Origin of the sequence: Paenibacillus sp. V4I9, from assembly GCF_030817295.1 — a bacterium.
Taxonomy (GTDB): domain Bacteria; phylum Bacillota; class Bacilli; order Paenibacillales; family NBRC-103111; genus Paenibacillus_E.
This window is the reverse complement of sequence record NZ_JAUSZE010000001.1, coordinates 1,028,431-1,040,695: the sequence shown is the minus strand read 5'-3', so window position 1 is coordinate 1,040,695 and position 12,265 is coordinate 1,028,431. Positions and strand designations below refer to the sequence as shown.

General features: G+C 41.3%; 11 protein-coding genes and 1 other annotated feature. All 11 genes read right to left on the bottom strand.

Annotated elements, in window-relative coordinates; genetic code table 11:
• Positions 1-91: 91 nt before the first annotated feature.
• The gene (locus QFZ81_RS05090; RefSeq protein WP_307601742.1) at positions 92-670 is read right to left on the bottom strand and encodes a GNAT family N-acetyltransferase; all 579 of its coding nucleotides are present in this window, start codon (positions 668-670) and stop codon (positions 92-94) included.
• 523 nt (positions 671-1,193) lie between these two features.
• Positions 1,194-1,859, bottom strand: coding sequence for a carboxylesterase family protein (locus QFZ81_RS05085; RefSeq protein ID WP_307601740.1), 666 nt, complete (start codon positions 1,857-1,859; stop codon positions 1,194-1,196).
• A 141-nt stretch (positions 1,860-2,000) separates the two neighbouring features.
• The gene (locus QFZ81_RS05080) at positions 2,001-2,465 is read right to left on the bottom strand and encodes a DUF5662 family protein (RefSeq protein ID WP_307601738.1); all 465 of its coding nucleotides are present in this window, start codon (positions 2,463-2,465) and stop codon (positions 2,001-2,003) included.
• Positions 2,466-2,572: 107 nt separating this feature from the next.
• Positions 2,573-2,833 (bottom strand) — a binding site (T-box leader).
• Between the two features lie 154 nt (positions 2,834-2,987).
• Positions 2,988-3,557: a hypothetical protein gene (locus QFZ81_RS05075; RefSeq protein ID WP_307601736.1), complete on the bottom strand. Its 570-nt coding sequence runs from the start codon at positions 3,555-3,557 to the stop codon at positions 2,988-2,990.
• Positions 3,558-3,766: 209 nt separating this feature from the next.
• Positions 3,767-4,075: a polymorphic toxin-type HINT domain-containing protein gene (locus QFZ81_RS05070; RefSeq protein ID WP_307601733.1), complete on the bottom strand. Its 309-nt coding sequence runs from the start codon at positions 4,073-4,075 to the stop codon at positions 3,767-3,769.
• Between the two features lie 894 nt (positions 4,076-4,969).
• Positions 4,970-5,101 (bottom strand): DUF4309 domain-containing protein, encoded by a 132-nt coding sequence (locus QFZ81_RS05065; protein WP_307601731.1) that lies wholly within the window; start codon positions 5,099-5,101, stop codon positions 4,970-4,972.
• 87 nt (positions 5,102-5,188) lie between these two features.
• Positions 5,189-6,607, bottom strand: a complete 1,419-nt coding sequence (gene gndA / locus QFZ81_RS05060; RefSeq protein ID WP_307601729.1) for an NADP-dependent phosphogluconate dehydrogenase — start codon at positions 6,605-6,607, stop codon at positions 5,189-5,191.
• Between the two features lie 16 nt (positions 6,608-6,623).
• The gene (locus QFZ81_RS05055) at positions 6,624-7,973 is read right to left on the bottom strand and encodes a glucose-6-phosphate isomerase (protein ID WP_307601727.1); all 1,350 of its coding nucleotides are present in this window, start codon (positions 7,971-7,973) and stop codon (positions 6,624-6,626) included.
• Positions 7,974-8,012: 39 nt separating this feature from the next.
• Entirely contained in the window at positions 8,013-8,681 is a 669-nt protein-coding gene (gene fsa, locus QFZ81_RS05050; RefSeq protein WP_307601725.1) for a fructose-6-phosphate aldolase, read from the bottom strand.
• A 63-nt stretch (positions 8,682-8,744) separates the two neighbouring features.
• The gene (gene tkt / locus QFZ81_RS05045) at positions 8,745-10,742 is read right to left on the bottom strand and encodes a transketolase (protein WP_307601723.1); all 1,998 of its coding nucleotides are present in this window, start codon (positions 10,740-10,742) and stop codon (positions 8,745-8,747) included.
• Positions 10,726-12,219 carry a glucose-6-phosphate dehydrogenase gene (zwf, locus tag QFZ81_RS05040; protein WP_307601721.1) on the bottom strand — a complete coding sequence of 498 codons (1,494 nt, stop codon included), beginning with the start codon at positions 12,217-12,219 and terminating at the stop codon, positions 10,726-10,728. Before zwf ends, tkt begins: the two co-directional genes overlap by 17 nt.
• Positions 12,220-12,265 lie beyond the last annotated feature (46 nt).

Below are 12,265 nucleotides of genomic sequence, written 5' to 3'. Positions count from 1 at the left end.
GCTAGGCGCGCCCTGCCCGTTACTTTAATGAAAGAGGAGGAGCTGCATCGCTGCAAGCTCCTCCACTATCAGTATCCGTTAGCTTAACGAACTACACCTTAACTGCCCACTCACTTTTACCAAGCTTGTAATAATTATATCTCTCGTTATCTAACTCGATAACGCCTTGAAAAATAAACCCGCATTTTTGTATCACTCTATTTGACGGTACGTTCCGTATAAGAGCAATCGCATTGAGCATCTCAACGTTCGTATTCTCAAATAAATACTTGGTTAACCCTTCTGTAGCTTGCGTGGTATAACCTTTGCCTCTATGATCATTTGAGATTGCAAACATAATTTCTCGGTTTGGAGTCGGCAATTCCTCTTTAATTCCTGTACAGCACCAACCGATAAAATCTCCCGATGCTTTCAATATGATTCCCAAACGAAGACGAAGCTCACCTATGACCCCACCTTCGGATACGGTATTTAGAAACTGTTTGTTTCCAGGTATTTCATAATCCATTAACCAATCTTTCCGTTGTTCTTTAGATACGTTCCAACCAGGCAAGTATTCATGTATTTCAGGTTGCCATGTTAAAGAATGAAATTGATCCAGATCATCAATTATGTACTCTCTAAGGTAGACATCCCTACAATCAATAGTAAAGATATTTTGTTCGCTCAACGTCTTCACCCCATCAACTGGTATTTGTATCCATGACTACTATAACATGTCGTGTTACTGTGGTAGTTGATAAGGATTAATTATTGCTAAACTATCCTGCCAGTTATTTTACAAGAAAATGAGAACAATCTGCCGGTCGCGGCGAACTGTTCCCTGGTTAATTACACTATCGTTCTCCGTCCACGGAGTATCGGGATACGTTAAACAAAAGGGCTCCGACCCATTCCGTTAGAAAGACCGACCTCCACCCCTTAGTTAGATGTGACGAAGGAATGATAGGGCGCTTGACCCGTTGAGACATGGGAGTGAAAATCGCTAAGGGCACCGTGGAGAATACGTGCAGCATTTGGAATGAATTGGGTGAATAACCTCCACCTCTGTTCCCGCATGCCTTTTTAACGACACGTCCTAATGTATCTCGCTATCTTTCATTCATCATAGAAATCTTAAGGATGAAATCCTGCGAATAGACGAGCTTGCGTGAGGATTTTAAATCATACCGAGGGAGTTTAATCACCAATGATCATATTTTTCTTTTATGATTCAACAACCAATTATATAAATCTGTATTATTGAATGTTTCGTGCATTACTCGATGATTATGCTTTAGTCCATGATAATAAGTAAATTTTACATTCCCGCCAATACCTATTAAAGCCTTAACCATATCCTTTGTTCTTGAAACAGGGACAATATCGTCGTCTTCACAATGAAAAGCCCATATAGGTACATCTTTTAGTAACATAGCCTTATCCGTATCGAAATACCCTGAAATTGGAACTGCAGCAGCAAATAGTTCTGGTGATCTTGAAGCGAAATCCCATGTACCATTTCCACCCATACTAAATCCTGTAACAAATATCTTGTCAGAATCAATTCGATAATTAATTATGATTTCATTAACCAAATCTATCATCGAGTGATATTCCAACCCCCAATTAGAATCGGATGGGCATTGTGGGCTAACAACAATAAAAGGGAAATCTTGTTTGCTTTCTGCAATCCAAGTCAGCCCGTAACCATCTAGCATACGAATATCCTCTCCACGTTTTTTAATACCGTGGAGAAATAACATTAATGGATACTTATTTTCTGTTTTTGATTCATAATCATGTGGTAAGAAAAGTTGAAAATTCACACTCTTATTTTGAGGTATTTCTTTATGAAACGTATAATTTTTAACTGACATTTTATAACCCCTAATGATAAATTGGAAAAACTAAACTCCCACCTCAGATTGGAGTCAACAGAATTGTTTAAAATTACTGCCTGTTAGCGGAGAAAGGGCTGCCACACGGTAGCCCTTTCGATATTAAACTATCGTTTTCCGTTAGTTCAACGGTCTATCAGTTCGTTGAGGGGATGTCATAAGTTCAAGCTCTCTTTTCGTTTCCGGATGGACTACTATGCTATCTGTAAGGTTTAGAGTAGAATCTTTTACTTTTTTTCCCCATTTTCTTGAAAAGGAACGCCAGTCACATACCATTTCAATTACATACTTCTTTGGCATGGGCAATGCCTCTTTTGTGTTGGGGTTAATAACCCAATACTCCCAATGATGCTTATTCTTACGCTGGTGACGAAGCCAAGCATATTTCCAATTCAGCTCCTCATCCAAGTCCAAAGGTTTTCCGGAATAAAATTTCTTTGCGTAGGGAAAAAACTCAGCCGGTGAAAATTTCGAAAAATCATGAATAACTCCCTGGATGTACAAGCCTTCCTTCCAACATTCGATCAAAACGTTGAGTTTGTGATTCATGATATATAAGAAATATCTCCAATAAGCTTTCATCATCGTATATATTTCTCCTCTCAAGAATAAACTTCATTCTGCTTGAATGAAATCATGATTTTTTTAACTGTTCAGAGAAACAAAAAGAATCCCACCTCCAAGAACAATGTCTTGGGGACGAGATTCGTCGTGGTGCCACCCCAGTTTGCTAAACCGTCATCAGATTAGCCTTATCGAGTACGGCATGACACTCCATGCTTATACTCTAGCTCTGTAACAGGAGCTCCTGTCACACCACCTCCTGAGAGCCAATTCAGGTTCCGATGTGATGCTCAGTGACTTGGTTCAACAAGGTATACTTTACTCCTTTTCAGCAGCCGGAGCTCTCTGTATAAGTACGCCTTGTTTACTCTTCACATCATTGCATTTGTTTAATATTACCAGTGGGGTGTTGTGTTTGTAAATGCAAAAGCGTTGAAAGTATCCTGCCCGTTACTTCAATAAACGAAAATGGAGCTGCCCAAAGCAAGCTCCTCAACTATCGTTTCCCGTTAGTTGAATGAATCTTCCTGTCTTTACACCAATTCACTTCTTCGAATAGTTATACAAGTTGTATCCTGTGTACTTTATATAAAATCCATTTTGAATACGTTTTTGGTCTAGAGGTTGTATGCCAAAAGAAAAATCAGCACCTGGCCCGATACCTTGCTGTCCTAATGGTATCTTGTTTCTATCCTTATCATAAATAGTTATTTCTCCTGGTGATGGAGATGAGATAGTACCATCTTCATTAAAAATTCCATTATACAAAAATTCTCCCGCCTTATATTTCATGTTAAATTCTGCATGAAAACTAAAGTAAATGTCATTGCCTCTGTTCCATACATTGTTTAGAAGAATAGTTGTGTTGTGTGTTTCAAGAAGCTTCTCATTTAATTCTTTTTGCTCATTTGGTTTAAATGGAATCCACTCAGGTTTAATAAATACCTCTATTGGTACTTGTTCTTGTTGATTAACCAATGTGTATCCATCACGGCTTGTAACGTTATCTAAGATGGCTTGCTCGGTATACTTTAAACTGTAATACCTGTAGAACATTATAAGCATGGCTACTAATACTAAAGTAACTGCAAATAATTTTCTTCTTGTATTCATGCCTCCTCCTCCTATCTAAAAGACCGTCGTTTCCAATTATACCCTATACGTCATTACAATGAATTTGTTGCGGTAATCTGCCCGTTAGCGCAATGACAGCTGCCCCGCGGCAGCCGTTTTGGTGTTGAACTATCGTTCCTGTTAGTTTAATCTCGTCTAAATCTCTACGTTATTTATATTATGCATAATTTTTTTAACCCAACTGACGTTTAGGTAATTTTTATTGTGTGAAAGGAGTTCCTCCAGAAATACTCGTGTTTTAGTTCTTTGACGAACGTCCATCCCTTATCCTTAACATAGAACGGATGATTGAAGGTCGATTCAATCGTCTGACCGCCCACATGGATGCTGTATATCTCATCCGTTTCGTGATTGAACGTCGCCGTAATCTCTTTGTAAGCCACTTCGCCAGTTTCTTCATCCTTTGAGAGAACCTTATCTCCGACTTTGATGTCCTGATAATCTTCTCCCCTTCGTCTGTTTGAACCTTCGTCTCCCAGTAAAACAGTTACAAGCATTAGCAGCCTTACTTGCTATAGATGCTTCTTTTGTAAAGAACTTTCCTTCTGTACTCATAGCAAGGTAAACTCCACCTTCAGCGAGTGCTTCAACATCCTCTAAAGTAAATTCACAAGGGGTAGATAAAATCAATAATATTCGCTTTTCCAACAAACACCCCCATGCACAGCAACCCAACACAGCTTCTTTATTTTCATCCTTACATGAAACATAGATTTCATCTAAATGACAGGGGAAGCCCTGCATGAATCCTGACAAACAGAAACGTCCCTCCGCTCTCTCTCAATTGTTGTGTTGATGCTGATTAACAGTTACGCATTCAACGTAGCAGAAGAGTTCTGAATCGGTCAGGTTTGTTAATTGAAAGGTTAGCCGCTAGTATCTTTCTAGCGCTGATTTGCGTTGTTAGTGATACTGCGGCGGACAAAAAGAAAACCTTGCAATACTTACTCGCAATGTTATGTTATACGTTGGCTAAGCATGTTATTGATTAAATACTGGGTTCATTCGGTAGTGGGTAGCCACACCAAAAGAAAAACCCTGAAAGAAGATTTCTTTCAGGGCAAGATTTTTATGTTATTGAAGGAGAGCGGTTGAATGGTCTTTATATTTATATGCTCTGCCTGTAGAAGCTATTGTTCATAAAGTGTGATTGAAAGACCTAATTCCCCCATAAGTCCTTCACCATATTTAACAATAATATTTCTGGTACACGTTGGTGGGTTGAATCCATTTTATAATGAAGATCGAGCTCAACGAAAACTAAACAAGCTGAAACTGGCAGAATACCGGTGCCAGCTTGTTGTAGAAGGCTTTTCAATGTCCACTATACGCAAACAGAGTCTTACTGGTCTAATTGTTAACCAGCCATGTTATTGGCGGAATCTACCGAATTAATAAACAGAAATATGATCTACTTTTCCAGTGGATTTAGCAATGATAAACTTAAGTTGAAAAACTTGTGATGCTTTATAGATATATATAGTATGATCACTATTTAATTTGATGTCATTCGGTTTAGACAAATAACCACCACGTGACTACAATCGTTTGAACATAAAAGTAATCACTTAAGTGGCTATTATTTATATCTATTTGTTATTTGTTATTTGTTATTCGTTATTTCCGATCCATTGGAAATGAAAACTTCCCTTTTTATCAATCCGCTCGAACGTATGAGCCCCAAAATAATCTCTTTGTGCCTGAAGTAAATTTGCTGGAAGTCTCTCTGTGCGATAGCTATCATAATATGCTAAAGCGGAAGCAAAACCTGGAACCGGAATCCCACTCGTTACAGCCACCGAAATCACTTTTCTCCAAGCATCCTGATAGTTTTTTACGATTTCACCGAAATATTCATCTAACAACAAGTTTTTAAGAGCTGGGTCTCTGTCATAAGCATTTTTAATATTTTGCAAAAATCTTGCACGGATAATACATCCGCCACGGAAAATCATCGCAATGCTGCCATAATTCAAATCCCATTTGTATTCATCGGAAGCAGCTCTCATTTGGGCAAAACCTTGCGCATAAGAAGCAATTTTACTGGTGTACAAAGCTTTGCGAACGGCTTCGATGAATTCCTTAGGATCTCCGTCGTAGCTGGATGCCGCTGGGCCAGTGAGGCGTTTGCTCGCGGCTACACGTTCTTCTTTCATAGCCGAAATGAAACGTGCGAACACGGATTCGGTAATGATAGACAAGGGTACGCCCAAATCTAAAGCACTTTGACTTGTCCATTTTCCGGTTCCTTTTTGTCCTGCCGAATCGAGAATGACATCTACCATCGGTTTTCCTGTTTCCGGATCCGTCTTCGCGAAAATATCAGCCGTGATTTCGATCAGATAACTATCCAACTCGCCATTATTCCATTCGGAGAAAATCTCATGTAATTCGGTTGTATTTAAGTTCAGTACATCTTTTAACAAGTGATAGGCTTCGCCAATAAGCTGCATATCACCGTATTCGATACCGTTGTGTACCATTTTGACATAATGACCAGCGCCATCTGCTCCGATATAAGTTGAGCACGGATCGCCGTTCACTTTTGCCGAAATAGCAGTCAAGATTGGCTCGACCAGTTCATAAGCGTCTTTTTGCCCCCCAGGCATAATTGAAGGACCGTTCAGGGCTCCCTCTTCACCGCCTGATACGCCAGCACCGATAAAGCGGAATCCTTTCGCTTGCAAATCTTTATTTCTTCTTTGCGTATCAGGGAAAAAGGCGTTGCCACCGTCGATCAATATATCTCCCTGACTCAGATAAGGTACAAGCTGATCAATAGTATCGTCTGTCGGTTTGCCCGCTTTTACCATGATGAGTATTTTACGCGGTGTCTCTAACGATTGGACAAATTCTTCGATACTAAACGTACCGACAAAATTCTTTCCTTGCGCCTCCGCAGTCAGCTCATTCGTTTTCTCTGGTGAACGATTATAAACAGCTACCGAGAAACCTTTACTTTCAATATTCAATGCTAAGTTTTTACCCATTACGGCAAGACCAACTACACCAATTTGCTGTTTTTTCATTGTCATTACCTCCCTGTTATTTACCAGATGTATTTGTTAAACGTTTGATAAGCTCATCTTTATGTGCTTCAAATCCAGGCTTGCCGAGCAGTGCAAACATGTTTGTTTTGTAAGCTTCCACGCCTGGCTGATCGAATGGGTTCACCCCAAGCAGAATGCCACTGATGGCACAGGCCTTCTCGAAGAAATACACCATTTCACCGTACGTAAATTCGTTTAGAGCATCTATCTCTACAATCAGATTAGGCACGCCTCCGTCAACGTGAGCGAGTCTTGTGCCCTCAGCTGCTTTTTTGTTGACTTCATCCATTGTCATACCGGCAACAAAATTCAGTCCATCCAAATTGCTTGAGTCCTCTTGAATGGTCCACTCAACCCGCGGCTTTCTCACCAAAAGCATGGTCTCGATGAGATCGCGCCGGCCTTCTTGAACATACTGTCCCATCGAATGCAAATCAGTCGAGAAATCCACAGATGCCGGATATAGACCCTTCTGATCTTTACCCTCACTTTCACCGAATAACTGCTTCCACCACTCGGATACATAGTGCAAAGAGGGTTCAAAATTAGCCAACAATTCAATGGTTTTTCCTTTGCGGTAAAGAGCATTTCGAACAGCGGCATATTGATAGCTCTCATTGGTAGATAGATCGGCATTATTGTATTTCTCGGCTGCGGCTGCGGCGCCTGCCATCATTTGATCGATGTTGATCCCCGCGGCAGCAATGGGAAGCAGACCTACTGCTGTAAGCACGGAATAGCGTCCGCCTACATCATCAGGAATAACAAAGGTTTCATAACCTTCTTCATCGGCAAGTTTTTTTAATGCACCTTTCGATTTATCAGTGGTTACATAAATACGTTTATTGGCTTCTTCTTTTCCATATTTCTTTTCCATATATTCGCGCAAAATACGAAATGCGATGGCCGGTTCCGTCGTTGTCCCCGATTTCGAAATGACATTCAAAGAAACATCCTTGTCTGCCAGCATTTCTAATAAATCAGAGATGTAAGTTGAACTAATGTTTTGCCCAGCAAAATACACTTGGGTATTCCCCTTCATCTGATTATGAAACGAATGGGATAGCGCTTCGATGGCAGATCTGGCTCCTAGATAGGAGCCTCCGATTCCTATGACAATCAATGCATCAGAGTTGCCACGGATTCTTTGGGCAGCATCCTTGATTCTCGAAAATTCTTCCTTATCATACTGAAGCGGTAAGTCCACCCAACCTAGATAATCGGAGCCAGGTCCCTTCTTCTCATGCAGCAATTCGTGGGCTGTTTTTACGAAATCCTTAAAATAATCGACTTCATGCTCTTGCATGAAAGGTAACGCATTGGAATAATCAAATTTAATAGCCATGTTTGTTCCTCCCCAAATAATCTTATGTCCACTCAGTACTCAGCTTTTAACAGCTTTTTTCCAATCTGCCGCGAATTTCTCAAGCCCTTGATCCGTTAATGGATGTTTCGAAATTTGTTCAATTACACTGAAAGGTACCGTTGCGATATGCGCTCCTGCCATGGCTACGCGTGTGACATGATCAGGATGACGGACAGACGCGGCAATGATTTGGGCATCTAGATTGTGGACTCGGAATAGCTCAGCAATCTTGACCACTAATTGTACGCCGTCTTCCGATATATCATCGAGTCGACCTAAGAACGGGGAAACATAAGTGGCGCCTGCTCGTGCAGCCAGTAAGGCTTGATTCACGGTAAAGATCAAGGTCACGTTCGTTTTAACACCTTTCTTGGTTAAGTAACGGCATGCTTCTAATCCATCCAACGTCATTGGCAACTTAATTGTAATGTTCTTATCGTTATTATTAATTTTGATAAGTTCTTCCGCTTGAGCAATCATTTCCTCAGCTGTAACTGCATCCGGCGTAACCTCGGCGGAAACGGATTCGACGTCAGGTACCAATTTCAAAATCTCTTCAATGCGATCCTCAAATTTCACACCTTCTTTGGCCACCAGGGATGGATTCGTTGTTACTCCTGCTAGAACACCCACTTTATAAGCTTTTTTGATATCCACTACATTCGCGCTGTCGATGAAAAGTTTCATTTTAAATTACCTCCATAAATTGAATTTAGTTTTAGAATTACGATTCAGGTCATTCTTTACGATTTACAATGATGATCCGAGTAGATCCTTCGATATTCGGACGACATTTTCTACGGAGAAACCGAAATATGCCATGACTTCAGGTCCTGCCCCCGATGCCCCAAATGTATTTATAGCGATCATTTGGCCTTGCGTACCTACATAGCGTTCCCAACCCATTGAAATTCCAGCTTCAATTGATAGGCGTTTAGTTACGGAAGAAGGAAGAACGGTTTCTTTATAGGTGGCTGGCTGCTGGTTAAAGAGTTCCATACTAGGCATGGCAACGACTCTGACAGATACATGACCCTTCTCTAACTCGCTTTTCGCATTCACAGCCAGGGAAACTTCCGAACCGGTTGCGATGAGAATAAGATTCGGATGCGCATCAGTTTCTGTTAAGATATACGCTCCCTTCTTCACTTCTTCTAGATTTTCTTTCGTCGCATTGTAAACCGGAAGGTTTTGTCTACTTAGAACAAGAGCTACAGGCCCATTCTTGTTCTGCAATGCATACGCCCAAGCACTTGCTGTCTCGTTAGCGTCACTTGGCCGAATAACGGTTAGGCCCGGAATTGTCCTAAGTGCAGCCAAGTGCTCGACTGGTTCATGCGTCGGGCCATCTTCACCGACAGCAATCGAATCATGCGTGAAGACATAAATGACCGGAAGTTTCTGTAATGCAGCCAAGCGAATGGATGGTCGCAAATAATCGCTAAAGACGAAGAAGGTACTTACAAATGGGATAACTCCTCCGTGTAAGGCCATACCGTTGCCCGCTGCACCCATTGCGTGCTCACGTACGCCGAAATACACATTTCGTCCTTCATAGGATTCCACACCGAAGATTTTTTCACCATTGATATCCGTCATCGTGGAATGCGATAAATCGGCGCTACCTCCGAATAAGGACGGCACACGTTTCATGAAATGATTGATCGCGTTCCCGCTAGCTACACGAGTGGAAATGGCTTTCGAATCATCGAACGTCAGTATGTCGGATGCTTCGATCAGAACCTTACCATGTATAGCATTCTCAAGTTCAAGGCCAAGCTCTGGATAAGACGTTTTATATGAAACTAACAATTGATTCCATTCTGCTTCCTTGGCTTGTCCGAGAAGTTTCAAATTTTCAAAGTGAGCTTGAACGTCCTCCGGCACCGTAAATTCATCATGCTCCCAGCCATAGAATGCCTTCGTCGCTTGGGCTTCTTCCAATCCAAGTGGGTTACCATGTGCTTTATTCGTTCCTGCAACCTTGGGACTTCCGTAGCCAATGATCGTCCTTATTTCGATTAAGGTAGGCCGCGTGGCATCTTTCTTAGCTAAATCGATCGCTTTCGTAATTTCAGCGATGTCATTGCCATCCTCAACTCTTAAGTACTGCCAATTCGCAGACTCTGCTCGTAACTTTGCGTTATCTGAATAGGAGACGTTCAACGCTCCGTCTAGAGAAATATCATTGGAATCGTATAAAACGATCAATTTATCCAGCTTCATATGCCCAGCCATCGACATTGCTTCATACGAGATACCTTCCATCAGGCAGCCGTCTCCAACAAGTGCATACGTATAATGATCAACAACCGGGAAAGTATCTTTGTTAAATTTCGAAGCCAAATGAGCTTCAGCCATCGCCATCCCAACAGCCATCGCAATTCCTTGTCCTAGAGGACCCGTTGTTGCGTCGACGCCATCTGTATGACCATATTCCGGATGGCCTGGCGTTTTACTTTCAAGTTTACGAAATTGTTTTAGATCATCCATGGACACTTTATAACCAGACAAATGCAACATGCTATAGAGTAACGCAGAGCCATGTCCCGCGGACAAAACGAAGCGGTCGCGATTAAACCATTTGGCGTGTACGGGATTATGCTTCAGATGTTTTGCCCATAACGTGTAGGCCATCGGGGCAGCTCCCATTGGCAAGCCAGGATGTCCCGAATTCGCCTTATTGATAGCATCAATAGATAAAGTGCGAATCGTGTCCACTGATAATTGATCAAGTGTTGTATTCATAAGTATAGTTCTCTCCTTTTGTTTCATTGTTTTTCGATACGTTTTTGGAATCTAACCACCAATGGGAGCCGTCTTTCTCAAGCAATGTATCGGATGCATGAGGACCGTACGTTCCTGCTGGATAGATGTGAAGCGGTATTAGGTTATCTCTATAAGCGTCTAATATTGGCTGTACCCATTCCCATGACAATTCCACTTCATCCCAATGTGCAAAGTACGTTTTATCACCTGTTAACGCATCGTGGATGAGTATTTCATAAGCATCCTTCGCACCGTCGTTCATGATGCTAAGTTGGCTTCGAACAGGTACATTTTCATCTGAATGCTCCTTACTTATCTGACTTTTTTGATAGAAAATGCCTTCTTTGGGACCAATCTCTATGATCAAAAGATCCTTTAAGGGACCTTCAGATTTAAACTCGATTACGATTCTTGTGGCTTTCTCTTTCAGTCGCTTTCCTGTTCGAATATAGATGGGAGTGTCCTTCCAGAACGGGTCATTGATTTGTAGTCTGGCAGCAATGAAAGTATCATTTTGAGAGTCTAAGTCTATTCCCGGCTCATTTGAATAACCGACAACTTTCTCTCCTTTTATCTCCCCTGCCCCATATTGACCACGAACAATATGGTCAGAAACATCCATTTTATTAAGCGGCTCTAATGACTTCATGACCTTCTTTTTAAGCTTTCCAACGTCTTCTACCGAGCTTCGGTTCGGCAACTCGATTGTTAACATCATAAGTAATTGAAGCATATGATTCTGGAACATATCACGGATGGCGCCTGCATGATCATAGTATCCAGCTCTTTCTTCCACACCTAGTGTTTCGTTTGCGGAAATTTGTACACTGGCAATTTTTCGTGTCTTAAAATCTTGCTCCGTAAGAGCAGTGTGAAGCAGTTGCCCCATTTGCTGGACCATAGGTTTACCTAAGTAGTGATCAATACGATATATTTCAGTCTCATTGAATGCTTGGTTCAACTTGTGATTCAATTGTCTTGCAGATAACAAGTCGCGGCCGAATGGCTTCTCAATCACTAGACGCTTCCAACCATTCGCTGAACCAAGGCCGCTTTCATGAATATTGGCCGCGATCGTTTCAAAAAACTCAGGTCCAACAGACAAATAAAACATACGGTTCGGGGTTATGTTAAGCTCCGCTTCCCGCTCTTCAACTAATCTTAGTAGCTTCGAGTAATCTTCTTTGCGATCAACATCAAGTACATGATAACGGAATGCACGCAAGAATTTTTTCATAACATCGGCATCTTTCACTTCATTTGGGGAGAAAGTAATAAGAGATTTCTCTACATTTGCCTGAAATGACTCATGAGATACTTCTTTTCTTCCAAGCCCAATCAAAGAAAAGTTTGGAGGTAATTTCTGATCGATGAACAATTGGTATAAGGCAGGGTAAATCTTCCTTTTGGCTAAATCCCCTGTAGCTCCAAATAAAACAAACGTTGCTGGCTCCAATTTAATCTCTCCTTCGCTGGTTCTTTTATCAAAGCTCTACTATAAT

Coding starts and splice junctions, on each gene's coding strand:
- tkt (WP_307601723.1), bottom strand. CDS start 10,742: ATGAATACAACACTTGATCAATTATCAGTGGACACGATTCGCACTTTA.
- QFZ81_RS05055 (WP_307601727.1), bottom strand. CDS start 7,973: ATGGCTATTAAATTTGATTATTCCAATGCGTTACCTTTCATGCAAGAG.
- QFZ81_RS05075 (WP_307601736.1), bottom strand. CDS start 3,557: ATGAATACAAGAAGAAAATTATTTGCAGTTACTTTAGTATTAGTAGCC.
- QFZ81_RS05070 (WP_307601733.1), bottom strand. CDS start 4,075: ATGCTTGTAACTGTTTTACTGGGAGACGAAGGTTCAAACAGACGAAGG.
- QFZ81_RS05080 (WP_307601738.1), bottom strand. CDS start 2,465: ATGATGAAAGCTTATTGGAGATATTTCTTATATATCATGAATCACAAA.
- fsa (WP_307601725.1), bottom strand. CDS start 8,681: ATGAAACTTTTCATCGACAGCGCGAATGTAGTGGATATCAAAAAAGCT.
- QFZ81_RS05085 (WP_307601740.1), bottom strand. CDS start 1,859: ATGTCAGTTAAAAATTATACGTTTCATAAAGAAATACCTCAAAATAAG.
- gndA (WP_307601729.1), bottom strand. CDS start 6,607: ATGAAAAAACAGCAAATTGGTGTAGTTGGTCTTGCCGTAATGGGTAAA.